Source organism: Proluteimonas luteida (assembly GCF_021191695.1).
Taxonomy (GTDB): Bacteria; Pseudomonadota; Gammaproteobacteria; order Xanthomonadales; family Xanthomonadaceae; genus Luteimonas; species Luteimonas luteida.
Genome location: NZ_JAIWPT010000010.1, coordinates 111,511 through 134,607 on the forward strand (window position 1 = coordinate 111,511; position 23,097 = coordinate 134,607).

Sequence of the window (23,097 nt, forward strand, 5' to 3'; positions counted from 1 at the left end):
GGGCCCGGAGTCAACTGCGCTTCATCGCGTGTCCGGCACCCCCGCCGCCAGCGCGCGTTCGATCGCGGCGACGATGTCGGGGTCGTCGGGCAGCGTGCGGCTGGCCCACTGGCCCAGCACCCGGCCGTCGCGACCGATCAGGTACTTGTGGAAGTTCCATTCCGGCGCCTGCCCGGTCGCAGCGGCGAGCTGGCGGAACAGCGGCGTCGCCTCGGGGCCGACCACATGCACCCGCTCGAACATCGGGAACCGCACGCCATAGGTCAGCGTGCAGAACTCCTGGATCGCCTGTTCGTCCTCGAATTCCTGTCCCTTGAAATCGCCCGACGGAAAGCCCAGCACCGCGAATCCGCGCGCGCGGTAGCGCGAATGCAGTGCCTCCAGCGCCTCGAACTGCGGCGTGAGCCCGCATTTGCTGGCCGTGTTGACCACCAGCAGCACGTCGCCGCCATACGCCCGCCGCAGGTCGACGGGTTCCCGGCCCGCCAGTGGCCGGTAGCTGTGGTCGAGCAACCCGGCGCCGGCCGCCGGCGTCTGCGCGATGGCCGGCGATGCCGGCAGCAGGCCGACCATCGGCATCGACGCAAGCAGCAGCGAAGCAACCAGTCTCGAAAGTGCATGCATGGCGGCATCCTCGGCGCACGGGCCCGGGGGCCCCTGCCATTGGTTGGGTGGAAAAAACGCACGGGCGGTGTTGACACCCCGAGATGTGGTGTTATAGTTGCCTACAACACCTACCCACTAGAGCAGGACGGTCCCCATGAACCGCAGGCTCCACACCCCGATCATCGCATGCAGCGCATCCGCCCTGGCCCTGGCCGCCGGGCTCGTGCTGGCCATCCCGGCCGCATCCGGAATCGACCCCGCCGCAGCGCCTGCCCCGGCCCGCACGACGGCCCCCGCGCCAGAACGCGCGGTGCGCGGCGAGCGCGGCCTCGTCGAGACCGGCAGCGAGGCGACCCCGCAGCGCAGCCGCAGCAAGCGGGCCCGCAGCGCCATCGCGATGCCCTACTTCTCGTTCTCGCGGGGCGCGGGTGGAAGGAGCTGAGGCCATGGCCAATATCGAATGGAGCGACGGCGCTCCGATCTACAGGCAGCTGAAGGAGCGCGTCATCGCGATGATGCTCGACGGCGTGCTCAAGCCCGGCGACGCGCTGCCGTCGGTGCGCCAGGTCGCGGCCGACTACCAGCTCAACCCGATCACCGTCTCGCGCGCCTACCAGGAGCTGGCCGACGAGGCCCTCGTCGAGAAGCGTCGCGGCCTGGGCATGTTCGTCACCGAGGAAGCCTCGAAGAAACTGCGCACCAGCGAGCGCGAGCGTTTCCTGCAGGACGAGTGGCCGCAGGTGGTCGAACGTATCGAACGCCTGGGACTGTCGGCCCGGGACCTGCTGCAGTCCATCGGCCATGGAGCAAAAGAATGAACGCCGTCCCCGATTCGTCCCCGGTCGTCGTCGCCCGCAACCTGCGCAAGACCTACAAGGGTACGCAGGCCCTCGACGGCGCCAGCTTCGAGATCCCGGCCGGCCGCATCGTCGGCCTGATCGGCCCCAACGGCGCGGGCAAGACCACGGCGCTGAAGGCGCTGCTGGGCCTGATCCGCTTCGACGGCGAACTGTCGGTGCTCGGCCGCGACCCGCGTACCGAGCGCGACGCGCTGATGAACGACGTCTGCTTCATCGCCGACGTCGCCGTGCTGCCGCGCTGGATCCGGGTCCGCGACGCGATCGACTTCGTCGAGGGCGTGCATCCGCGCTTCGACCGCGCGCGCTGCGAACGCTTCCTGGCCAACACCAAGCTGTCGCCGAAGCAGCGCGTGCGCGAGATGTCCAAGGGCATGATCGTGCAGCTGCACCTGGCGCTGGTGATGGCGATCGACGCGAAGCTGCTGGTGCTCGACGAGCCCACCCTCGGCCTGGACATCCTCTACCGCAAGCAGTTCTACCAGCGCCTGCTGGAGGACTACTTCGACGAGCAGAAGACGATCATCGTCACCACCCACCAGGTCGAGGAGATCGAGCACATCCTCACCGACGTGCTGTTCATCCAGAACGGGAAGATCGTGCTGGATGCGCCGATGGACGACGTCGGCGAGCGCTTCGTCGAGGTGCTGGTCAATGCCGACCGGCTCGACGCGGCCCGCGCGCACCGTCCGATCGACGAGCGCGCGCTGCCGTTCGGCAAGACCGTGATGCTGTTCGACAACGTCCCCGCCTCCACCCTGTCGGCGTACGGCGAGACCCGCACGCCGGGCCTGGCCGACCTGTTCGTGGCCACGATGAAAGGAGCCTACGCATGAACGCGACCGCCGACCGCATTGCAACGCCCGCCCCGGTCCGCACCGGCACGCCGGCCCATGCCACGCACCGGTTCCGCCTGCTGCTGCGACGCGAGTACTGGGAACACAGGGGCGGGATCTTCTGGGCGCCGCTGATCGCCGGCGGCATCTCGCTGCTGCTGTCGCTGGGCCTGCTGGTGGTGGCCATCGTCTTCGCCCACAGGTCGGCCGCGGACGGCAACACGGTCCTGATGGCCAGCAACGGCGTGACCATCAACGGGCTGGATCTCGGCGCGCTGGCCGCCCAGCTCAGCCGCGAGGACATGCGCCAGCTCGCCGACGGTCTGTATGTGACCTTGCTGATGGCCTCGAGCTGGCCGTTCATGGTCATGATCTTCGTCGCGTTCTTCTACTGCCTGGGCGCGCTGTACGACGACCGCAAGGACCGCAGTGTGCTGTTCTGGAAGTCGCTGCCGATCTCCGACAGCGCCACGGTGCTGTCGAAGGTGGTCACCGCGACGCTGGTGATCCCGCTGCTCGCCACGCTGATCGCGATCGTCACGATGCTGCTGTTCCTCGTCGCGCTGAGCATCGCGGCGGCCGCGCACGGCGCCAATCCGCTGCCGCTGCTGTGGGGCAACGGCACCGCGTTCCTGCTGGCCGCGCAGTACCTGGCCGCGATCCCGGTGTACGCGGCGTGGGCATTGCCGACGGTCGGCTGGCTGCTGCTGTGCTCGGCCTGGGCGAAGTCCAAGCCGTTTCTGTGGGCGGTGCTGATCCCGGTCGCCTTCGGCGTGGCGGCGTCGATGACCGGCCTGCTGCAGCTGGCCGGCCTCGACCGCCACTGGCTGTGGGGCAACGTGATCGCACGGCTGCTGCTGGGCACGGTGCCGATGACCGGCGCCGACCTGTCCTACGTGCAGCGCTCGGCGATGCAGGGCGGCGACGTCACCGACCTGCTGAGCTTCGCCGGGGTCTACTCCAACTTCGCCACGCCGGCGATGTGGATCGGCATCGCCGGCGGCGCGCTGATGATCTTCCTGGCCATCCGCCTGCGCCGCTGGCGCGAGGAAGGCTGACCGCAATCCACGCCTTCCCGACACCGGTCGTCCGATCCGTCCGACCTCCCTGCCTACAGGAATCCACACCATGCGCCGACTGCCCCGCCTCCCGCACCGCTCTTCCCGCCTGCCCGCCGCCCTGCTCTTGGCCGCGCTGCTCGCCGCGCCGCTGGCCGCCCTGGCCGACGGGCCGCAGTGCCGCAACAGCGAACCGCGCGACCTCGCGCTCGACCTCGCGGGCGTGCGTACCGTGCGCTTCGAGATCGGCAACAGCAAGCTGCGCATCGATGGCGCGGCCTCGCCGGACGCCACCCTGCGCGGCCGCGCCTGTGCGTCGTCGGACACCCAGCTGCGCAGTCTCGTGCTCGAGCAGCGCAAGTCCGGCGACACCCTGACCGTGAGCCTGCGGCGCGAGTCCTCCGGCAGCGGCTGGTTCGGCAACAACTACGCGTACCTGGACCTGGCCGGCCAGGTGCCGGCGGACGTGCTGGTGCAGGCGGTCGTCGGCTCCGGCGATGCCTGGGTGACCGGGGTATCGGCGGCCAGCGCCGATGTCGGCTCCGGCGACGCCGAGCTGCGCCGCGTCGCCGGCCGCGTCACCGCGAAGGTGGGATCGGGCGACATCAAGCTCGACGACGTCGGCACGCTGAAGGTGCTGTCGATCGGCTCCGGCGACATCGATGCGCGCAACGTGCGCGGCGCGGTCGAGGTCGGCAGCGTCGGCTCCGGCGACCTGGAGCTGCAGAAGGTCGGCGGCGACGTGCGCGTCGGCAGCCTCGGCTCGGGCGACATCGACGTGCGTGACGTCGGTGGCAGCGTGCGTGTCGACTCGATCGGCTCGGGCGACCTCGATGTCCGCGGCGTCGCCGGCGACTTCGAGGTCGGCAGCAAGGGCAGCGGCGACATCTCGCACCGCGACGTCCGCGGCGCCGTGACCCTGCCGCGCCGGCGCTGAGCCCCGCCCCGCGTTTTCCCCGGCCACATCCGCCACAGCCTGGAGCCCGCCATGCGCCGTCGAACCCCCGTTGCTACCCCTGCCCGTGCCGCCGCCGTCGCACTGCTGGCCGGCGCCGCGCTGCTGTCCGCCGCCTGCAGCCGCGCGCCCGAACCGCTGGTCCAGGTCGACGGTGGCGAGGATGTCCTCGACCTGCAGGCCGATGCCTCCGGCTCGCTGCTCGGCGACAGGGACATCACCCTCAGCGCGGCCGGCCACCCCAGGGTCAAGGTCACCGCGGCCGGCGACTTCATCGTCGACGGCAAACCGCTCGACCTCAGCGCCGAACAGCGCGCACTGGTGCTGGCCTATCGCGGCGAGATCGACGGCGTCGCCCGCAAGGGCGTGGAGATCGGCAAGCAGGGCGCCGCATTCGGGGTCAGCACCGCGGCCGCGGCGTTGCGCGGCGCGTTCTCCGGCGACAATGCCGATACCCAGGCGAAGATCGAAGCCGAGGCCGAGCGCTTCAAGCAGCAGGCACTGGCGATCTGCGACAACGTCGCCGCGGTGAAGCAGGCGCAGGACCGGCTGTCGGCCGCACTGCCGGCATTCGCGCCGTATGCGGAAATCGACGACAGCGACGTCGACGAATGCGGCAGCGACCGCAGCGTCGCCCGCGCGGTCGGTCGCGATGGCTGGAACCCCGCCGCGGAAGCGGACGCCGCTGCGGAAACCGCAGCCGAATAGCGTCGCATCCCTCCTGTCGGGCCACGGCCCGACCTGCGACGAGGCAGCCCGGGCACGCTGGGGCGGGTCTCGACCCGCCGCCCCCGTCAACGCGCGAATGTCGGGCCCGCGATCAGCCGCCGCTGCCGCCGTGGATGCCGCCCTGGGTCAGCGCGGCCGGGTCGAGCAGCTTCTGCAGCGCCGCCGCGTCGAGCCCGCTGTCCTCCAGCGCGACATCCAGCACCGGGCGGTTCTCCTTGTAGGCCCGCTTGGCGATCGCGGCGGCCTTCTCGTAGCCGATGATCGGATTCAGCGCGGTCACCAGGATCGGGTTGCGCGCCAGCGCCGCCTCGACGTTGTCGCGGCGGACCTTGAGCCCGGCGATCGCGCTGTCGGCCAGCAGCCGCGACACGTTCGACAGCAGCTTGATCGAATCCAGCAGGTTGGCCGCGATCAGCGGCAGCGCGACGTTGAGCTGGAAGTTGCCGGTCTGACCGGCCACGGTGATCGCGGCGTGATGGCCGATGACCTGCGCGGCGGCCATCACCGTCGCCTCCGGAATCACCGGGTTGACCTTGCCCGGCATGATCGAGCTGCCCGGCTGCAGCGCCGGCAGTTCGATCTCGCCCAGCCCGCCGAGCGGCCCTGAGTTCATCCAGCGCAGGTCGTTGGCGATCTTGATCAGGGCGACCGCCAGTGCGTTGAGCTGGCCCGACAGCTCCACCGCGTCGTCCTGGGTGGCGATGCCCTCGAACCTGTCGGTCGCCGACTCGAAGGTGCTGCGGGTCAGCGTCGACAGCGCCCGGCTGACCTTCTTCCCGAACTGCGGATGGGCGTTGATGCCGGTGCCGATCGCGGTGCCGCCGATCGGCAGCCGGCGCAGCCGCTTGAGCGTATCGGTCAGCCGCGCCTCGGCCGAGGCGAGCTGCGACGACCACGCGCCGAACTCCTGCGCGAAGGTCAGCGGCATCGCGTCCATCAGGTGGGTGCGACCGGTCTTGACCACCTTGGCCAGCGACTTGCCGCGCCTGTCGATCGTGCGGCGCAGGTGCTTGAGCGCCGGCAGCAGGTCCTCGACGACGGCCAGCTGCGCCGAGACCCGGATCGCGGTCGGCACCACGTCGTTGGAACTCTGGCCCAGGTTCACGTGGTCGTTGGGATGGACCTTGCGGGTCGCGGTCGAGGCCAGCGTCGCGATGACCTCGTTGGCGTTCATGTTCGACGAGGTGCCCGAGCCGGTCTGGTAGATGTCGACCGGGAACTGGGCGTCGTAGTCGCCGTCGGCGACCTTCAGCGCGGCGCTGCGGATGGCCTTGCCGCCGGTTGCCGACAGCAAGCCGAGGTCCGCGTTGACCTCGGCGGCGGCGGCCTTGATCAGCCCCAGCGCACGGATGAAGCCGCGCGGCATCGGCTGGCCGGAGACCGGGAAGTTCTGCACCGCGCGCTGGGTCTGCGCGCCCCACAGGGCGTCGGCGGGGACCTGCAGTTCGCCCATGCTGTCGTGTTCGGTACGGAAAGCGTCTTGCGCGGGTTTGCTCATCTTGTTTCGGCTCCAGGGGAATGCGATGGGAGGCTGGCGACATCGCTGGCGGGCCCGCTCAGGATACGCGAGCGCTCGTGCACGGGGGGCGGCACGCCGCGGGCGCAGGCGCTAAAATGATCGCTTCGCCCGCCGCGCCCGAATCCCGCCATGACCGACGCTCCGAAGATCGAAGCCGCCCTGCTCGCGCTGTCCCCGCTCGACGGCCGCTATGCCTCGAAGGTCGATGCGCTGCGCCCGATCTTCTCCGAGTACGGGCTGATCCACGCGCGGATGAAGGTCGAGATCGAGTGGCTGATCGCGCTGGCCGACGAGCCCGGGATCCCGGAACTGCCGGCCTTCGACGACGCCTCGCGCACGCGCCTGCGGGCGCTCGCCGACAGCTTTTCGGTCGCCGACGCGGCCCGGGTCAAGGCCATCGAACGCACCACCAACCACGACGTCAAGGCGGTCGAGTACTTCATCAAGGAACGGCTGCGCGACGACGTGGCGCTGGCGCCGGCGCTGGAGTTCGTGCATTTCGCCTGCACCAGCGAGGACATCAACAACCTGTCCTACGCGCTGATGCTGGCCGAGGCGCGGCAGACCGTGCTGCTGCCGGCGCTCGACACCCTGATCCGGACGCTGCGCGCGATGGCCCACGCGCATGCGGCGCAGCCGTTGCTGTCGCGCACGCACGGCCAGACCGCCTCGCCGACGACGGTCGGCAAGGAGATCGCCAATGTCGTCGCGCGCCTGCAGCGCCAGGGCGAGGCGCTCGGCAGCGTGGCGCTGACCGGCAAGATCAACGGCGCGGTCGGCAACTACAACGCGCACGTCGTGGCCTACCCCGACGTCGACTGGCCGGCGTTCGCGCAGCGCTTCGTCGAATCGCTGGGGATCGAGTTCAATCCCTTCACCACCCAGATCGAACCGCACGACTGCGTCGCCGAGATCAGCGACGTGCACAAGCGCATCAACACCATCGGCATCGACCTGTGCCGCGACGTCTGGGGTTACATCTCGCTGGGCTATTTCAGGCAGGCGCTGAAGGAAGGCGAGGTCGGCAGCTCGACGATGCCGCACAAGGTCAACCCGATCGATTTCGAGAACGCCGAAGGCAATTTCGGCATCGCCAATGCGCTGTTCGAGCACTTCGCCGCGAAGCTGCCGGTCAGCCGCTGGCAGCGCGACCTGACCGACTCGACGGTGCTGCGCGCGCTCGGCACCGCGTTCGGCCACACCCTGGTCGCGCTGGACGCGCTGCAGCGCGGACTGGGCAAGCTCAGCACCAACCCCGAGCGCCTGGCCGCCGATCTCGACGCGTCGTGGGAAGTGCTGGCCGAGGCCGTGCAGACGGTGATGCGCCGCCACGGCCTGCCCAATCCCTACGAGCAGCTGAAGGCGCTGACCCGCGGCCAGGGCATCACCGCGGCGTCGATGCAGGCGTTCGTCGACGGCCTCGACCTGCCCGATGCCGACAAGGCGCGGCTGCGGGCGCTGGTCCCGGGCAGCTACATCGGCCTGGCCGAACGGCTGGCGCGGGAAGTCTGAGCCGCGCCACGGCGGCTGTCTCGCGGTTCCCTTTCGGACCCGTCGTTCCCGCGCAGGCGGGAACCCGGCGTCTTTCGTCCGGATCGCCTGCAAACCACCGGATTCCCGCCTGCGCGGGAACGACGTCGACCGGAAATCACCGCAAGCGCGCCGCCACGACGGGCGGCGCAGCTCGCAGGCATGCGTTCCGATCATTGCGACACCATCTCCACGCGGGCTCGGGCAGGCTTGCCGCAAGTCGTCCGGAGTCCCCGCCATGCCGCAAGTCGCCAAGCGTCAACAGGCAGGATCGCATCCCCTTGCCCCGCTGCACCTGCTTCCGGCATGCCTGCTGGCGTCGGCGCTGGCCGCCTGCGGGACCGACGGCGACAGCCAGCGCGGGTCGGCCTCGACCGACCCGGCCGAAGCCGGCCGCCAGGTGCTGTCGGCGACGACCGGCGGCGAACTGGTGGATCCCGCCAGCGGCGCGCTGTGCACCGGCAACGACGTGCGCATCACCCGCGACGATTTCCGCATCGTGCTCGACGGCGACTGCGGCGCGGTCGTCGTCACCGCGTCCAACGGCACCCTGAACGTCGCCAGCGCGGCATCGCTGCATGTCGAGGGCAACCACGTCACCGTGCTCAATACGAAAGTCGGCGACGTCGAGGTCGGTGGCCGCGACAACACCCTGAACCTGACCGAGGCCGGCAACGTGCGCATCGCCGGCGACAGCAACAGCGTGCTCGCGCGCCACGTCGACTCGGTCGAGTTCACCGGCACCGGCAACCTGATCAATCCCGACAACACGCCGCCGGTCGAGGACAACGGTCGCGGCAACCGCGTGCTGTAGGCCGTGGCCCGCACACAGCGGACGACCCGACGCCATGCGCCTGCTGCTGAACATCGACGTCGACGACCTCGACGCCGCCTGCCGCTTCTACGTCGACGCGTTCGGACTCGCCCCCGGCCGCCGGCTCGGGGATTCGGTCGTCGAGCTGCTGGGCGCCGAGGTGCCGCTGTACCTGCTGTGCAACCCGCCGGGCAGCATCGCCGCCGGCGCCGCAGTGCGCGACTACCGGCGCCACTGGACGCCGCTGCACGTCGATGTCGTGGTCGACGACCTCGACGCGGCACTGGCGCGCGCACGCGCCGCCGGCGCCGCCCAGGAAGGCGACATCCGCGACGCGCCCTACGGCCGGATCGTGCAGCTGGCCGACCCGTTCGGCCACGGCTGGTGCCTGATCGCCTTCAACGCCCTCGGCTACGACGCCATCGCGGACGGATGAGAATTCCGCCTGCGCCCGGCGGCCGGAGGCGGCTGCGACGCCGCCATGCGACACGTGCCGGGTGCCTGTCCGGGTACCGGACCGCGCCGCCGCCGCGGGCCGGCGGTGCGGGCGCCATGCCGATCCTTTAGGCTTGCGCGCATGAGCACACTCCCCTTCGAAATCGACGCCGGCGGCCGCGGACCGCTCGGCATGCCGCCCGCCGAATTCCTGCGCGACTACTGGCAGAAGCGCCCGCTGCTGATCCGCGATGCCTTTCCCGGCTTCCAGGCGCCGCTGCAGCCCGAGGACCTGGCCGGGCTGGCCTGCGAGGAATTCGCCCTCGCCCGCCTGATCCGCCACGACCGCGCCCGCGACGGCTGGACGGTCGACAACGGCCCCTTCGAGGAAGCGCTGTTCCCGGGCCTCGGCGACCACGACTGGACCCTGCTGGTGCAGGACGTCGACAAATGGGATGCCGACGTCGCCGCGCTGCTGCCGCATTTCGCGTTCCTGCCGCGCTGGCGCATCGACGACGTCATGGTCAGTTTCGCCGCGACCGGCGGCTCGGTCGGCGCGCATGTCGACCAGTACGACGTGTTCCTGCTGCAGGGCCTGGGCCATCGGCGCTGGCAGATCGACGCCTCGCAGGCGATGGGCCGCGGGCTGCCGCCGCAGGACTTCCGCGACGACGTCGAGCTGAAGCTGCTGCGCGCCTTCACCCCGACCCACGACTGGGTGCTGGGGCCCGGCGACATGCTGTACCTGCCGCCGATGGTGCCGCACCACGGCGTCGCCGAGGATCCCTGCCTGACCTTCTCGGTCGGCATGCGCGCGCCCTCGGCCGCCGAACTGATGGGCGACTACATCGACACCCTGGCGGCGGAGGCCGACGACTCGATCCGCTATCACGACGAGACCCTCACGGTCCCGAAGGATCCCAACGAGATCGACGCCGACGCGATGGCGCGTGTGGTCGAGGCGCTGAACGTCATGCGCATGAACGATCCCGACCGCCTCGGCGACTGGTTCGGGCGCTTCATCACCGGCTATCGCAATGCCCACCAGGTCATGCCCGGCGACCCGCCGCCGCCAAGGATCGAACTGGAATGGCTGCTGTCGCAGGGCCAGGCCGTGCTGCAGCGCAATCCGTTCTCGCGCATGGCCTGGCGGCGCGCGGCCAGGGGGGCGCGGCTGTTCGTCGCCGGCGCGGATCTCGCCCTGCCGGTCCGCGACGCGCGCACCCTGGCCGCCGCTGCGCGGATCGACGGCGGCACCTATGCGGCGCTGTCCGAGGCCGGCCGCGATGCGCTGCTGGAACTGCTGGCCCAGGGCCACTACTCGCTGCTGGCGGACGACGACGCATGAGCGCCCCGGGCGCCGGCTTCAGCGTCGCGACGGTCGACGACGCCGACGCCCTGGCGGCCGCCTACGCGGTCCGGAGCACGGTGTTCGTCGGGGAGCAGCAGGTGCCGCCGGCGCTGGAACGCGACGCGCTCGACACGCTGAGCCGGCACGTGATCGCCCGCGACGCCGACGGACGCGCGATCGGCACCGGTCGGCTCGGCCCCGACGGCCGCATCGGCCGCCTCGCGGTACTGGCCGGCTGGCGCGGCCGCGGCGTCGGCGACGCGCTGCTGCGGGCGTTGCTGGAACTGGCGGACGCGGCCGCCCTGCGCACCACGACGCTGCACGCGCAGCTGGCGGCGATGGATCTGTATGCCCGGCACGGCTTCGTCGCGCATGGCCCGGTGTTCGACGAGGCCGGCATCGCGCACCGCGCCATGCGCCGCGTCGATGGCGCCGGTTTCGCGGTCGACGACCTCGACGCGGCGATCGACGTCAGCGTGACCCTGGTCCAGTCCGCGCGCCGCCACCTGTGGCTGCGCAGCCGCGACCTCGACCCCGGCCTGTTCGACCGTCCGGAGGTGTTGCGCGCGTTCCGCCGATTCGCCACCGCCGGTCGCGGCGGCGTTGTGCAGGTGCTGCTGCAGGACGCCTCGGCCCCGCAACGCGAGCATGCGCCGCTGCTCGCGCTGGCCCAGCGCCTGCCCAGCGCATTCGCGTTCCGCGCCGTCGACGATGCCGTCGACCGCAGCTTCGCCGGTGCCTTCCTGGTCAACGACAACGGCGGTTTCCTGGTCCGTGCCCTCGGCCACCGCTTCGACGGCGAGGCCGCGACCCGGCAGCCGGGACAGGCCCGCCAGCTGGCCATGCAGTTCGCGCCGGTCTGGGAGCGTTCACGTCCCTGCACCGAGTTCCGCGCGCTCGGCATCTAGCGGAACACCGCCGCATCCGCGCCCTGCCGCCGCTCGCGGCGCGGCGTCCGGACCTGCATTGCCGCTGTCGATACGACCATCGATGGTGCACCGCGGCGGACGCTGCGCGTATACTGTCCGGCCACAACGCCGCCCGCTCCGGTGCGCACGGACATGCGCGCCGGGTCAGGCCCCGCCCCTTCCCAAAGAGCCCGAATCGCCAGACGTGGACAGTCTCCTGAAGCAGTTTGCGCAGTCCTCCCAGTTCGGCGCCAATGCCGCCTACATCGAAGATCTCTACGAGCAGTATCTGGTGGAGCCCGACAGCGTCGGGACGAAGTGGAAGCAGTGGTTCGACACGTTTCATGGCCGCGAAGCCGGCGACGTCCCCCATTCGGCGGTCATCGCCGAGGTTGCCGAAGCCGGCAGGCTGGCCGCGCGCGGCAACGCGCCGGGCGCCGGCAGCGCGACAGGCGACGAGCGTGAGCGCCATGTCGGCCGCCTGATCACGGCCTACCGCTCGCGCGGGCACCTGGGCGCGCAGCTCGACCCGCTGGGCCTGACCCCGCCGATCAATCCGCCGGACCTGGGGCTGCCGTTCCACCACCTGACCGAGGCCGACCTCGACGACGAGTTCAGCACCGGCGGCGTGGCCGGCCAGCCGCGGATGAAGCTGCGCGACCTGCTGGCGCTGCTCAAGGCCACCTATGCCGGGCCGATCGGCGCCGAGTTCATGCACATCCCCGACTTCGAGCAGCGCAACTGGCTCTACCGGCGCCTCGAGGCGGCCGGCGGCCGCTTCGCGCGCAGCCCGGAGGAGAAGAAGCGCATCCTCGAACGCCTGACCGCGGCCGAGGGCCTGGAGCGCTACCTGCACACCAAGTACGTCGGCCAGAAGCGCTTCTCGCTGGAAGGCGGCGACGCGCTGATCCCGCTGCTCGACGACCTGATCCAGCGCGCCGGCAAGGACGGCGTCAAGGACATCGTCATGGGCATGGCCCACCGCGGCCGCCTCAACGTGCTGGTCAACACCCTGGGCAAGAACCCGCGCAAGCTGTTCGACGAGTTCGAAGGCAAGTTCGACCACAGCGCCGACGACCGCGCCCATACCGGCGACGTGAAGTACCACATGGGCTTCTCCGCCGACCTGGCCACGCCGGGCGGCGCGGTGCACCTGGCACTGGCGTTCAACCCCTCGCACCTGGAGATCGTCAACCCGGTGGTGGCCGGCAGCGTGCGCTCGCGCCAGCACCGCCGCCGCGACCGCGAACGCAAGATCGTGCTGCCGGTGCTGCTGCACGGCGACGCGGCGATCGCCGGCCAGGGCGTCAACATGGAACTGTTCCAGATGTCGCAGGCGCGCGGTTTCGCGGTCGGCGGCACGGTCCACATCGTCGTCAACAACCAGGTCGGCTTCACCACCAGCGACCGCCAGGACGCGCGCTCGACGCTGTACTGCACCGACGTGGCCAAGATGGTCGGCGCGCCGGTGCTGCACGTCAACGCCGACCACCCGGAGGCCGTGGTGTTCTGCGCCGAGCTGGCCTACGACTTCCGCCAGCAGTTCGGCAAGGACGTGGTCATCGACCTGGTCTGCTACCGCCGCCACGGCCACAACGAGGCCGACGAGCCGGCGGCGACGCAGCCGCTGATGTACCAGGTGATCCGCAAGCACAAGACCCCGCGCGAGCTCTACACCGACCAGCTCGAGCAGGAGGGCGTGCTGAGCGCCGCCGACGCCAAGGCGATCGTCGACCGCTACCGCGACAAGCTCGACGCGGGCGAAGTCACGACCGAGCTGGCGAAGGGCCGCGCCGCGGACTACGACCTGACCATCGACTGGGATCCCTACCTCGCCGGCCGCCTCAGCGACAACCTCGACACCAGCGTGTCGCTGGAGAAGCTGACCGCGCTGGCCAGGAAGATCAACACGGTTCCCGACGAGGTGGTGCTGCATCCGCGCGTCGCCAAGATCTACGAGGACCGCCGCAAGATGACGGCCGGCGAGCTGCCGGGCGACTGGGGCTTCGCCGAGAACCTCGCCTACGCGACCCTGCTCGATGCCGGCAACCGCCTGCGCCTGGTCGGCCAGGACAGCGGACGCGGCACGTTCTTCCACCGCCACGCGGTGCTGCACGACCAGAAGACCGGCAACGACTACATCCCGCTGCAGCAACTGGTGCAGGACCCCGAGGACGCGACCATCATCGACTCGCTGCTCAGCGAGGAGGCGGTGATGGCGTTCGAGTACGGCTACTCGACGTCCGAGCCCGGCACGCTGTGCATCTGGGAAGCCCAGTTCGGCGATTTCGCCAATGGCGCCCAGGTCGTCATCGACCAGTTCCTGTCGTCGGGCGAGGCCAAGTGGGAGCGCCTGTGCGGCCTGGCGCTGTTCCTGCCGCACGGCTACGAGGGTCAGGGCCCGGAGCACAGCTCCGCGCGCCTGGAGCGCTTCCTGCAGCTGTGCGCACTCGAGAACATGATGGTCTGCGTGCCGACCACGCCGGCGCAGGCCTTCCATATGATCCGCCGCCAGCTGTGCATGAGCACGCGTAAGCCGCTGGTGGTGATGACGCCCAAGTCGCTGCTGCGCCACAAGCTGGCGGTGTCGACGCTGGAGGAACTGGCCGACGGCGAGTTCCAGCACCTGCTCCCCGATACCGATGCCGATCCGGCCAAGGTCAAGCGCATCGTCGCCTGCTCGGGCAAGGTCTACTACGACCTGCTGGAGGAGGCCCGCAAGCAGGAGCTGGACTCGGTGGCGATCCTGCGCGTCGAGCAGCTGTACCCGTTCCCGCGCGAGCTGCTGGCCGCCGAGTTCAAGCGCTACGCCAAGGCCACCGACATCGTCTGGTGCCAGGAGGAACCGCAGAACCAGGGCGCGTGGTACCAGATCAAGCATCACCTGGAGTTCTGCAGCGGCGCCGACCAGCGCCTGCATTACGCCGGTCGCGCCCGCTCGCCCTCGCCCGCCGTCGGTCATTTCAACGACCACGTGGTGGAACAGCAGCAACTGGTCGCCGATGCCCTGGTCAACCCGCTCGGCGGCAAGGTCTTCGCCGAGTAATCCCGCGCCAAATCCACATTCCACTGCTTTTCCCAGGAAGCCAAGATGGCCACTGAAATCAAAGTCCCGGTCCTGCCCGAATCCGTCTCCGACGCGACCATCGCCACCTGGCACAAGAAGGTCGGCGACGCCGTCGCCCGCGACGAGAACATCGTCGATCTCGAGACCGACAAGGTCGTGCTCGAAGTGCCGTCCACCGTCGACGGCGTGATCAAGGAGATCAAGTTCGAGGAAGGCGCGACCGTCAACAGCCAGCAGGTCATCGCCATCATCGAGGAAGGCGCCGCCGCGGCCGCGCCGGCCGCCGAATCCGGCGACAAGACCAAGGAAGCCCCGGCCGCGGGCGCCGAGGAAGTGCAGTCCAAGCCCGAGGCGAAGAAGGCCGACGCCGCGGCCCCGGCCTCGACCAAGCCGCAGTCGGTGTCGTCCGCCTCGGCGACCTCGCAGCTGCCGCCCGGCGCGCGCTTCACCGCCGAGAAGGAAGGCATCGACCCGTCGCAGGTCGAAGGCACCGGCCGTCGCGGCGCGGTGACCAAGGAAGACCTGATCAACTACGCCTCGGGCAAGACCCCGGGCGTGTCCGGTGGCGCGCGTCCCGAGGAGCGCGTGCCGATGACCCGCATCCGCAAGCGCATCGCCGAGCGCCTGATGCAGTCGAAGGAATCGATCGCCATGCTGACCTCGTTCAACGAGGTCAACCTGGGCAAGGTGATGGCGCTGCGCAAGGAGCTGGGCGAGCAGTTCCAGAAGGAGAACGGCATCAAGCTCGGCTTCATGAGCTTCTTCGCCAAGGCCGCCGCCAACGCGCTGGCCCGCTACCCGGTGGTCAACGCCTCGGTCGACGGCGAGGACATCATCTACCACGGCTACGCCGACATCTCGGTGGCCATCTCCACCGACCGCGGCCTGGTGACCCCGGTGCTGCGCAACGTCGAGCGCCAGTCGTTCGCCGACATCGAGCAGGGCATCGCCGATTTCGCGAAGAAGGCGCGCGACGGCAAGCTGGGCCTCGACGACCTGCAGGGCGGCACGTTCACGATCACCAACGGCGGCACCTTCGGCTCGCTGATGTCCACGCCGATCGTCAACCCGCCGCAGTCGGCGATCCTGGGCATGCACGCGATCAAGGAGCGCGCGATCGTCGAGAACGGCCAGGTCGTCGCCGCGCCGATGATGTACATCGCGCTGTCCTACGACCACCGCATCATCGACGGCAAGGACGCGGTGCAGTTCCTGGTCGACATCAAGAATCAGCTGGAGAATCCCAGCCGCATGCTGCTGGGGCTGTAAAGGCTTCCGAGCCCCTCTCCCGCCGGCGGGAGAGGGGCTGGGGGAAGGGCACGCCCTCCCCGGCCCTCATCCGGCGCTTCGCGCCACCTTCTCCCGTGCGGGAGAAGAGAACTCGCCAAAGGACATCTCGCTCATGGCTGAACAATACGACGTCGTCGTCATCGGTGCCGGTCCTGCCGGCTACCACGCCGCGATCCGCGCCGCGCAACTGGGCATGAAGGTCGCCTGCGTCGATGCCGCGCTGGGCAAGGACGGCAAGCCGGCACTCGGCGGCACCTGCCTGCGCGTGGGCTGCATCCCGTCCAAGGCGCTGCTCGACTCCTCGCGCCAGTACTGGAACATGGGCCACCTGTTCGGCGACCACGGCATCACGTTCAAGGACGCGAAGATCGACGTCGGCACCATGATCGGCCGCAAGGACAAGATCGTGAAGCAGTTCACCGGCGGCATCGCGCTGCTGTTCAAGGCGAACAAGGTCACGCCCTATTACGGTTTCGCCACGCTGCACGGCAACCGCCTGGTCAAGGTGAAGTTGCACGATAACAGCGGGCACGACGGCGGCGAGATCGAGCTGACCGGCACCAACGTCATCATCGCCGCCGGCTCGGATTCGATCGAGCTGCCATTCGCGAAGTTCGATGGCGATACGATCGTCGACAACGTCGGCGCGCTGGACTTCAGCGAGGTCCCCGCGCGCCTGGCCGTCATCGGCGCCGGCGTGATCGGCCTGGAGCTGGGCAGCGTGTGGAAGCGGCTCGGCGCCGAGGTCACGATCCTCGAGGCGCTGCCCGACTTCCTGCCCGCCGCCGACGCCGAAGTGGCGAAGACCGCGCTCAAGGAATTCCGCAAGCAGGGCCTGGACATCAAGCTCGGCGCCAAGGTCTCCAGGACCGAGGTCGTCGGCAAGGGCAAGAAGAAGGAAGTCGTCGTCACCTACAGCGACAAGGACGGCGAGCAGTCCTTCGCTGTCGACAAGCTGCTGGTCGCCGTGGGCCGCAAGGCCGCGAGCAAGGGCCTGCTGGCCGACGATTCCGGCGTGAAGCTGACCGAGCGCGGCCAGGTCGAGGTCGACGCGCACTGCCACACCGGCGTCGACGGCGTCTGGGCGATCGGCGACTGCGTGCGCGGCCCGATGCTGGCGCACAAGGGGTTCGAGGAAGGCATCGCGGTCGCCGAGCTGATCGCCGGCCTGCCCGGCCACGTCAACTTCGACACCATTCCGTGGGTCATCTACACCGAACCGGAGATCGCCTGGGTCGGCAAGACCGAGCAGCAGCTCAAGGCCGAAGGCGTGCCGTACAAGACCGGCAGCTTCCCGTTCGCGGCGGTCGGTCGTGCCGTGGCGATGGGCGAGCCGGCCGGCTTCGTCAAGGTCATCGCGCATGCGGAAACCGACCGCGTGCTCGGCCTGCACCTGGTCGGCGTGGGCGTGTCCGAGCTGGTCCACGAAGGCGTGCTGGCGATGGAGTTCAAGGGCTCGGCCGACGACCTCGCCCGCATCTGCCACGCCCATCCGACCCTGTCGGAAGCGATCCACGACGCCGCGATGGCGGTGGAGAAGCGGGCGATCCACAAGGCCAACTGAAGCCGGGGCCAGGGACCAGAGGACAGGGGCCAGGGCAAAGCGCCTGCCGCTCCCATCGCCTTGCTTCTCCCTGCCCTCTGATCTCCGGCCTCTGGCCCCGCTCCCCATGAAAAGCATCTGCGTCTATTGCGGCTCCAATGCCGGCAGCAAGCCCGCCTACACCGAGCGCGCGATGGCGCTGGGCGACCGCATCGCCCGTGACGGCCTGCGCCTGGTCTACGGCGGCGGCAACGTCGGCCTGATGGGCGTGGTCGCCAATGCCGTGCTCGATGCCGGCGGCGAGGTCACCGGCGTGATCCCGCAGCAGCTGGCCGACTGGGAAGTCGCGCATCGCGGCCTGACCGAACTGGAGATCGTCGGTTCGATGCACGAGCGCAAGTCGCGGATGTTCGAGCTCTCCGACGGCTTCGTCGCCCTGCCCGGCGGCTTCGGCACGATGGAGGAGATCTTCGAGATGCTGACCTGGCGCCAGCTCGGCATCGGCAGCAAGCCCTGCGCCTTCCTCGACGTCGAGGGCTTCTACGCTCCGCTGATCGGCATGATCGACCGCATGGTCGAGGAGCGCTTCCTGCATCCCGACCAGCGCGCCGACCTGTGGTACGGCGGCGACATCGACGCGATGCTGGCGTGGATGCGGGACTACGTTCCGGCAAGTGCCAGCAAATGGAATGACGAAAAACGCCGCAGCGTCCTGAAGTAGAGCGGTATCGCATCGAGCGGCAGCACATCGGCGCGTGGCGACGCGCCGACCGGACCCGGCGCCCGGCGTTCCACCTGGCGCGGAATGACGAAAAACGCCGCAGCGTCCTGAAGTAGAGCGGTATCGCATCGCGCGGCAGGTCAGTCGGCCGCGACCGGCACCTGCCCCGCGACCGGCACGTAATCGCTGCGTGGATACGGCACGCCGCGCTTGACCGTCAGTACCACCTCGCGCAGATGCGCGACATCCTGCAGCGGATCGCCGGCGACGAACACGAGGTTGGCGAGCTTGCCCGGCGCGAGGGTGCCGATCTCCGCCTCCTGCCCCAGCGCCCTGGCCGCGACCCGGGTGGCGGCGGCGATGACGTCCTCCGGCGTCATGCCGACCGGTCCGGCCAGGATCTCCAGTTCGTCGTGCAGCGCGGGAAACGGGGCGTCCGCTTCGGTTTCGCCGTCGGTTCCGGCGGAAATCGCCACGCCCTGGTGGTAGGCCTGTCGGCTCAGGCGATACGTCAGTTCGACGTCGCAGCGCGGCGGCCGCCCCAGTCCATCGCGCGCGTACTGCCGCACGTGTTCGACATACACCCGGTTGGTCGCATCCAGCACCGTGCCGCGCGCTGCCATGTCGGCGAACAGCGCCACCATCGCTTCGGGCATGCCGTCCTCGAACGCCGACGCATCCACCGGCGCCGGATCGCGATAGGCCTGCGGCTGGTAGCCGGACACTTCGTAGCCCAGCGGACAGACGTGCGACAGCACGTCCACGCCGGCGCGCACGACCTCGGCGGGCATCGCCGGGAACACCGCCGCGTGCGCCCATACCGGCACGCCCTGCCGGTGCGCCTCGGCGGTGATGCGCGCGACCACCGCCGCCGGCAGGTCCGCATAGAGCTTGATGCCGCCGGCCGAAGTGCCGCGCGCCATCGCCACCGCCAGCGGCAGGTCGGTGTCCTCGTCGATCGCCTGCATCCAGGGTACCTGCCCCGGCACGCCGCCCCGGCTCACCGCGGCCGTGCGCGGGTCGTCGAAGAAGCCCGGGCCCGCCATCAGCGCGGCGTAGACGATGTCGGGGGCGGGGATCTCCCCGACCCGCGAACGCCGGGCCAGTTCGCCGACCGCACGCAGGTCGTCGGCCATGCTGCGGACCGTGGTCACCCCGCCGTAGAGCTGGCGGCGCAGCAACGCCTCGGCGCGCGCCGTATCCGGCGGCGTGGCGAGGTGGACGTGGGTATCGATCAATCCCGGCAACGCATGCAGCCCGCGGACATCGATGTGCTCGCCGTCGGGCGCGTCGGCATCCGGCACCAGCGCGACGATGCGGCCGTCGCGCACGACGATGCTCAGTCCCTCGCGCGCCGGTGCACCGGTGCCGTCGATCACCCGGGCGCCGTGGTAGATGCGGGTCGTGCCGGTCGCCTCATCGCCGGCTGTCGCCGATGCGCCCGCCGAAACGAGCAGCGACGCGCACAGCGCCGCGTTGGCCAATCGACGGCGCCACGCCGCGCCCGCACTGCCCGCACGATGCCGTACCGCTGCCTTCATCCGCCGTGTCCCCATGTCCTGCACGGCCCGGAATGCCAATGCCGCGACAGCATAGGACACCTGGCGGGTCGCGCGCTGCACCGGCGCGACACTGCCGCGAACCCCGGCTATCCTCGTGGCCTTCCCCCAACACGGACGAGACGCCGATGCCCGTGCCCGACCGCTTCCGCGCCTTCCGCATCCACAACGACGACGCCGGCTACCACAGCGGCATCGAGCAGGTCTCGCTCGACGACCTCAGCCCCGGCGAACTGGTCATCCGGGTCGCGCATTCCTCGGTCAACTACAAGGACGCGCTGGCCGGCACCGGTGCAGGCAAGATCCTGCGCCGCTTTCCGCTGGTCGGCGGCATCGACGTCGCCGGCCACGTCGTGGCCTCGCGCGATCCGGGTTTTCGCGAGGGCGACGCAGTCCTGATCACCGGCTGCGGCCAGTCGGAGACCCGCGATGGCGGTTACGCCGACTACGCCCGGCTCGAGGCGAAGTCCGCGGTGCACCTGCCCGTCGGCCTGGACCTGCGCGAAAGCATGATCCTCGGCACCGCCGGCTTCACCGCGGCGCTGGCGCTGCTGCGCCTGCAGGAGAACCGGCAGACGCCGGACCTCGGGCCGCTGGTGGTGACCGGTGCGACCGGCGGCGTCGGCTCGCTGGCGATCGACATCTTCAGCCGCGCCGGCTACGAGGTGCATGCGGTCAGCGGCAAGGCCGCGCAGGCGCCCTACCTGCATGCGATCGGCGCGCGCGAGGTCCTGGGGCGCGACGCGCTGGCGACCACGCGTCCGCTGGAATCGGCACGTTTCGGCGGCGGGCTCGATACCGTCGGCGGTCCGATGCTGGTCAGCCTGCTGGCGCAGACCGCGCCGTACGGCAGCGTCGCCAGCGCGGGCCTGGCCGCGAGCGCGGAACTCGATGCCACGGTGATGCCCTTCATCCTGCGCGGCGTGTCGCTGCTGGGCATCGCCGCGTCGGGCACGCCGCGCGTCCTGCGCGACGAGGTCTGGCGGCGGCTGTCGTCGGACTGGAAACCCGCGCACCTGGCAACGATCTGCACGCAGGATGTCGCGCTCGACGCATTGCCGGCGGTATTCGACGCGATGCTGGCTGGCGGCGCGCAAGGTCGAACGCTCGTCACGCTTTGACATCAGTCGCGTATGCGCCCCATTCACCCGCCGCTAGAATCCGGAGGTCGAAGTCTAGGGGGACTCCATGGCACGCATCCTGATCGTGGACGATTCACCATCGCAGATGATGGGAATCCGGCGCATCGTCGAAAAACTGGGGCACGAAGCGCTGACCGCGGAAGACGGCCAGGCCGGCGTGGAGGCGGCCAGGCGCGAGCTGCCCGACCTGATCCTGATGGATGTGGTGATGCCGAACCTCAACGGCTTCCAGGCCACCCGCTCGATCACGCGCGACCCGGCGACCGCGCACATCCCGGTGATCCTGGTGACGACCAAGGACCAGGACACCGACCGCGTCTGGGGCATGCGCCAGGGCGCCAAGGCCTACCTGACCAAGCCTTTCAGCGAGGTCGAACTGGCCGACGCCATCCTGCGGACGATCGGCAATCCGCCTGCGGCGCCCGCGCCCACCGACGCCTGAACCGACGGCGCTCCACCGTCACGCCAGCCGCACCGAAAGACGCGGCTGGCGGATCCCTGCCGGCGGATCGATCGCCCCCGGTCGATCAGGACCTGCGCCACCCGTCGAAGGCATCGCGCAGGGCCTCGTAGGCGGCCGTCTGTTCCGCGGTACGCGGCGGCGGCGCCTGGACCTCGAGTTCGACCAGCTGGTCGCCATTGGCTGCGCCACCGGTGCCGGGCAGGCCGCGGCCGCGCAGGCGCAGCTTGCGACCTTCCTCGGAACCGGCGGGAATCTTCAGCTCGACGTTGCCGCCGAGCGTCGGCACGCTGACCGTCGCGCCCAGCGCGGCCTCCCACGGCGCGACCGGCAGCAGGTGGATGATGTTGCGGCCATCGACCTCGAACTGCGGGTGCGCGGCGTACTCGATCTCGAGCAGCAGGTCGCCGCCCTGCTGGCCCTGCCTGGGCAGCCGCACCACCTGGCCGGGCCGGATGCCCTTGGGAATGCGTACGTCGAAGGTCTTGCCCAGCACCGGCACGCGCACGCTGTCGCCGCGATAGACGGTTTCCAGCGGCACCGACAGGCGCGCGCGGGTATCGCGCGGTGGCATGCCCTGGCCGGCATGCGACCCGAAACCGCCATGCCCGCCGCCGAAGCCGCCGGCGCGGCGGCCGCCGAACATCTGCTCGAAGAAGTCGCTGAAACCACCACCCGCACCGCCGCCGGCGAAGATCTCGTCGAAGTCCACGCCGCCCGCGCCCTGGCCGCCGAAACCGCCCGGCGGCGGCTGGATCTCGTCACCGGGACGGTAGCCGCGCGTGCGCAACTCGTCGTAGGCGCTGCGCTTCTGCGGGTCGCGCAGGGCCTCATAGGCCTCGTTGACCGCCTTGAAGCGCTCCTCGGCGCCCTCTTCCTTGCTGACGTCGGGGTGGTACTTGCGCGCCAGCCGGCGATAGGCGGTCTTGATCTCCGCGTCGCCGGCATTGGGCTCGACGCCAAGAATCTCGTAGTAATCCTTGAACTGCATCTGGACGTTCCATTCGGCGCATGCCGCGCCCTGGGGGAGTGGATGTCTGCAACGACAGACGGCCCGCAGGATACCTGCAGGCCGCCGTGTCCGTCATGGTCGCCCCGCCCGCGTGGATCGCGGACGGGGCGCAACCGCGGCTGCCGTGGCAGCACGCGTGGCTGTCGCCAGCCGGATGGTTACTGGCGCGTCGGCGCGTCCTGCACGGTGCCGACCTGGATGCGCCGCGGCGTGGTCTCGGGCCGCTTGGGAATGCTGATCTCCAGCACGCCGTTGTGGCCGCTGGCGGTGATCGCGTTGGCATCGGCGCTATCGGGCAGCGTGAAGCGGCGATGGAAACGGCCGGTGGCGCGTTCCACGCGCGAGAACCGCACTTCATTGCGTGCGCCCTCGGCCGCGTTGTCCACGTCGGCGGCCAGCGGCTTGCGCTCGCCCTTGAGGCTGAGGATGCCCTTGTCCATCCAGATCTCGACGTCCTGCGGGTCGATGCCCGGCAGGTCGGCCAGGATCACGAAGCGGTCGCGCTCCTCGCGGATGTCGACGCGCGGCACCCACTGGCTGGTGACGACCGAGGACTCGTCCTGGGCATCGGCGCCCGGCACGAACTGGTTGAGGAACTGGCGCATTTCGTCCTGGAAGCTGGTGCGTTCGGGACCGGCCTGGCGCGGGCCGACGCGGAAACCTTCGTGTCGCATGGTGATGACTCCTGTGCATTCGGATGCGGCC

22 protein-coding genes are annotated in these 23,097 nt (G+C 70.1%); 17 read left to right on the top strand and 5 right to left on the bottom strand.

The window, feature by feature from the left end; genetic code table 11:
* Positions 1 to 21: 21 nt before the first annotated feature.
* The gene (locus tag LDO26_RS10615) at positions 22 to 579 is read right to left on the bottom strand and encodes a glutathione peroxidase (protein WP_435594069.1); all 558 of its coding nucleotides are present in this window, start codon (positions 577 to 579) and stop codon (positions 22 to 24) included.
* A 181-nt stretch (positions 580 to 760) separates the two neighbouring features.
* Between LDO26_RS10615 and LDO26_RS10620 the strand changes: the two genes are divergently transcribed.
* From LDO26_RS10620 to LDO26_RS10645, 6 genes are all read left to right on the top strand, one after another.
* Complete coding sequence (locus LDO26_RS10620; protein WP_232131064.1) at positions 761 to 1,048, top strand: hypothetical protein; 288 nt, start codon at positions 761 to 763, stop codon at positions 1,046 to 1,048.
* 4 nt (positions 1,049 to 1,052) lie between these two features.
* A complete protein-coding gene (locus tag LDO26_RS10625) occupies positions 1,053 to 1,424 on the top strand; it encodes a GntR family transcriptional regulator (protein WP_232131065.1) in 372 nt (123 codons plus the stop codon).
* The gene (locus LDO26_RS10630) at positions 1,421 to 2,299 is read left to right on the top strand and encodes an ABC transporter ATP-binding protein (protein WP_232131066.1); all 879 of its coding nucleotides are present in this window, start codon (positions 1,421 to 1,423) and stop codon (positions 2,297 to 2,299) included. The genes LDO26_RS10625 and LDO26_RS10630 overlap by 4 nt, the downstream gene beginning before the upstream one ends.
* Positions 2,296 to 3,357 carry a hypothetical protein gene (locus tag LDO26_RS10635; protein WP_232131067.1) on the top strand — a complete coding sequence of 354 codons (1,062 nt, stop codon included), beginning with the start codon at positions 2,296 to 2,298 and terminating at the stop codon, positions 3,355 to 3,357. Before LDO26_RS10630 ends, LDO26_RS10635 begins: the two co-directional genes overlap by 4 nt.
* A gap of 109 nt (positions 3,358 to 3,466) precedes the next feature.
* Positions 3,467 to 4,294, top strand: a complete 828-nt coding sequence (locus LDO26_RS10640) for a DUF4097 family beta strand repeat-containing protein (protein ID WP_232131104.1) — start codon at positions 3,467 to 3,469, stop codon at positions 4,292 to 4,294.
* A gap of 51 nt (positions 4,295 to 4,345) precedes the next feature.
* Complete coding sequence (locus tag LDO26_RS10645; protein WP_232131068.1) at positions 4,346 to 5,020, top strand: YggN family protein; 675 nt, start codon at positions 4,346 to 4,348, stop codon at positions 5,018 to 5,020.
* Positions 5,021 to 5,132: 112 nt separating this feature from the next.
* Here LDO26_RS10645 and LDO26_RS10650 read toward each other — a convergent pair whose 3' ends face one another.
* On the bottom strand, positions 5,133 to 6,539 hold the full coding sequence (locus LDO26_RS10650) for a class II fumarate hydratase (RefSeq protein ID WP_232131069.1): 1,407 nt from the start codon (positions 6,537 to 6,539) through the stop codon (positions 5,133 to 5,135).
* 150 nt (positions 6,540 to 6,689) lie between these two features.
* On the opposite strand from LDO26_RS10650, the gene purB reads away from it, so the two are divergent.
* The 9 genes from purB (at position 6,690) to LDO26_RS10695 (ending at position 18,219) form a co-directional block, all read left to right on the top strand.
* Positions 6,690 to 8,072, top strand: a complete 1,383-nt coding sequence (gene purB / locus LDO26_RS10655; protein WP_232131070.1) for an adenylosuccinate lyase — start codon at positions 6,690 to 6,692, stop codon at positions 8,070 to 8,072.
* A gap of 256 nt (positions 8,073 to 8,328) precedes the next feature.
* Positions 8,329 to 8,904, top strand: a complete 576-nt coding sequence (locus LDO26_RS10660; protein ID WP_232131071.1) for a DUF3060 domain-containing protein — start codon at positions 8,329 to 8,331, stop codon at positions 8,902 to 8,904.
* Positions 8,905 to 8,938: 34 nt separating this feature from the next.
* On the top strand, positions 8,939 to 9,340 hold the full coding sequence (locus LDO26_RS10665) for a VOC family protein (RefSeq protein WP_232131072.1): 402 nt from the start codon (positions 8,939 to 8,941) through the stop codon (positions 9,338 to 9,340).
* Between the two features lie 141 nt (positions 9,341 to 9,481).
* Positions 9,482 to 10,687, top strand: a complete 1,206-nt coding sequence (locus LDO26_RS10670; RefSeq protein WP_232131073.1) for a cupin domain-containing protein — start codon at positions 9,482 to 9,484, stop codon at positions 10,685 to 10,687.
* The gene (locus LDO26_RS10675; RefSeq protein ID WP_232131074.1) at positions 10,684 to 11,598 is read left to right on the top strand and encodes a GNAT family N-acetyltransferase; all 915 of its coding nucleotides are present in this window, start codon (positions 10,684 to 10,686) and stop codon (positions 11,596 to 11,598) included. The genes LDO26_RS10670 and LDO26_RS10675 overlap by 4 nt, the downstream gene beginning before the upstream one ends.
* A gap of 205 nt (positions 11,599 to 11,803) precedes the next feature.
* On the top strand, positions 11,804 to 14,644 hold the full coding sequence (locus LDO26_RS10680) for a 2-oxoglutarate dehydrogenase E1 component (protein WP_232131075.1): 2,841 nt from the start codon (positions 11,804 to 11,806) through the stop codon (positions 14,642 to 14,644).
* Positions 14,645 to 14,689: 45 nt separating this feature from the next.
* Positions 14,690 to 15,934 carry a dihydrolipoyllysine-residue succinyltransferase gene (gene sucB / locus LDO26_RS10685; RefSeq protein WP_232131076.1) on the top strand — a complete coding sequence of 415 codons (1,245 nt, stop codon included), beginning with the start codon at positions 14,690 to 14,692 and terminating at the stop codon, positions 15,932 to 15,934.
* Between the two features lie 133 nt (positions 15,935 to 16,067).
* Positions 16,068 to 17,519 (top strand): dihydrolipoyl dehydrogenase, encoded by a 1,452-nt coding sequence (gene lpdA / locus LDO26_RS10690; protein WP_232131077.1) that lies wholly within the window; start codon positions 16,068 to 16,070, stop codon positions 17,517 to 17,519.
* A gap of 106 nt (positions 17,520 to 17,625) precedes the next feature.
* Positions 17,626 to 18,219, top strand: a complete 594-nt coding sequence (locus LDO26_RS10695; RefSeq protein WP_232131078.1) for an LOG family protein — start codon at positions 17,626 to 17,628, stop codon at positions 18,217 to 18,219.
* A gap of 140 nt (positions 18,220 to 18,359) precedes the next feature.
* Here the strand turns inward: LDO26_RS10695 and LDO26_RS10700 are convergent, their stop codons facing one another.
* Entirely contained in the window at positions 18,360 to 19,703 is a 1,344-nt protein-coding gene (locus LDO26_RS10700; protein ID WP_232131079.1) for an amidohydrolase family protein, read from the bottom strand.
* A gap of 203 nt (positions 19,704 to 19,906) precedes the next feature.
* On the opposite strand from LDO26_RS10700, the gene LDO26_RS10705 reads away from it, so the two are divergent.
* Both LDO26_RS10705 and pilH read left to right on the top strand, forming a co-directional pair.
* Positions 19,907 to 20,899, top strand: coding sequence for an acrylyl-CoA reductase family protein (locus LDO26_RS10705; protein ID WP_232131080.1), 993 nt, complete (start codon positions 19,907 to 19,909; stop codon positions 20,897 to 20,899).
* A gap of 67 nt (positions 20,900 to 20,966) precedes the next feature.
* Positions 20,967 to 21,362, top strand: a complete 396-nt coding sequence (gene pilH / locus LDO26_RS10710) for a twitching motility response regulator PilH (protein WP_232131081.1) — start codon at positions 20,967 to 20,969, stop codon at positions 21,360 to 21,362.
* Positions 21,363 to 21,447: 85 nt separating this feature from the next.
* Here the strand turns inward: pilH and LDO26_RS10715 are convergent, their stop codons facing one another.
* Both LDO26_RS10715 and LDO26_RS10720 read right to left on the bottom strand, forming a co-directional pair.
* On the bottom strand, positions 21,448 to 22,371 hold the full coding sequence (locus LDO26_RS10715; RefSeq protein ID WP_232131082.1) for a DnaJ C-terminal domain-containing protein: 924 nt from the start codon (positions 22,369 to 22,371) through the stop codon (positions 21,448 to 21,450).
* Between the two features lie 179 nt (positions 22,372 to 22,550).
* Positions 22,551 to 23,066, bottom strand: coding sequence for an Hsp20/alpha crystallin family protein (locus tag LDO26_RS10720; RefSeq protein WP_435594065.1), 516 nt, complete (start codon positions 23,064 to 23,066; stop codon positions 22,551 to 22,553).
* Between the last annotated feature and the right edge of the window lie 31 nt (positions 23,067 to 23,097).

What these genes read in the sequence shown, in the direction of transcription:
- LDO26_RS10705 (WP_232131080.1), top strand. Translation starts at nt 19,907, where the DNA reads ATGCCCGTGCCCGACCGCTTCCGCGCCTTCCGCATCCACAACGACGAC.
- LDO26_RS10635 (WP_232131067.1), top strand. Translation starts at nt 2,296, where the DNA reads ATGAACGCGACCGCCGACCGCATTGCAACGCCCGCCCCGGTCCGCACC.
- LDO26_RS10660 (WP_232131071.1), top strand. Translation starts at nt 8,329, where the DNA reads ATGCCGCAAGTCGCCAAGCGTCAACAGGCAGGATCGCATCCCCTTGCC.
- LDO26_RS10695 (WP_232131078.1), top strand. Translation starts at nt 17,626, where the DNA reads ATGAAAAGCATCTGCGTCTATTGCGGCTCCAATGCCGGCAGCAAGCCC.
- LDO26_RS10615 (WP_435594069.1), bottom strand. Translation starts at nt 579, where the DNA reads ATGCCGATGGTCGGCCTGCTGCCGGCATCGCCGGCCATCGCGCAGACG.
- LDO26_RS10650 (WP_232131069.1), bottom strand. Translation starts at nt 6,539, where the DNA reads ATGAGCAAACCCGCGCAAGACGCTTTCCGTACCGAACACGACAGCATG.
- LDO26_RS10675 (WP_232131074.1), top strand. Translation starts at nt 10,684, where the DNA reads ATGAGCGCCCCGGGCGCCGGCTTCAGCGTCGCGACGGTCGACGACGCC.
- sucB (WP_232131076.1), top strand. Translation starts at nt 14,690, where the DNA reads ATGGCCACTGAAATCAAAGTCCCGGTCCTGCCCGAATCCGTCTCCGAC.
- LDO26_RS10715 (WP_232131082.1), bottom strand. Translation starts at nt 22,371, where the DNA reads ATGCAGTTCAAGGATTACTACGAGATTCTTGGCGTCGAGCCCAATGCC.
- LDO26_RS10625 (WP_232131065.1), top strand. Translation starts at nt 1,053, where the DNA reads ATGGCCAATATCGAATGGAGCGACGGCGCTCCGATCTACAGGCAGCTG.
- pilH (WP_232131081.1), top strand. Translation starts at nt 20,967, where the DNA reads ATGGCACGCATCCTGATCGTGGACGATTCACCATCGCAGATGATGGGA.
- LDO26_RS10670 (WP_232131073.1), top strand. Translation starts at nt 9,482, where the DNA reads ATGAGCACACTCCCCTTCGAAATCGACGCCGGCGGCCGCGGACCGCTC.
- lpdA (WP_232131077.1), top strand. Translation starts at nt 16,068, where the DNA reads ATGGCTGAACAATACGACGTCGTCGTCATCGGTGCCGGTCCTGCCGGC.
- LDO26_RS10720 (WP_435594065.1), bottom strand. Translation starts at nt 23,066, where the DNA reads ATGCGACACGAAGGTTTCCGCGTCGGCCCGCGCCAGGCCGGTCCCGAA.
- LDO26_RS10620 (WP_232131064.1), top strand. Translation starts at nt 761, where the DNA reads ATGAACCGCAGGCTCCACACCCCGATCATCGCATGCAGCGCATCCGCC.
- LDO26_RS10665 (WP_232131072.1), top strand. Translation starts at nt 8,939, where the DNA reads ATGCGCCTGCTGCTGAACATCGACGTCGACGACCTCGACGCCGCCTGC.
- purB (WP_232131070.1), top strand. Translation starts at nt 6,690, where the DNA reads ATGACCGACGCTCCGAAGATCGAAGCCGCCCTGCTCGCGCTGTCCCCG.
- LDO26_RS10630 (WP_232131066.1), top strand. Translation starts at nt 1,421, where the DNA reads ATGAACGCCGTCCCCGATTCGTCCCCGGTCGTCGTCGCCCGCAACCTG.
- LDO26_RS10645 (WP_232131068.1), top strand. Translation starts at nt 4,346, where the DNA reads ATGCGCCGTCGAACCCCCGTTGCTACCCCTGCCCGTGCCGCCGCCGTC.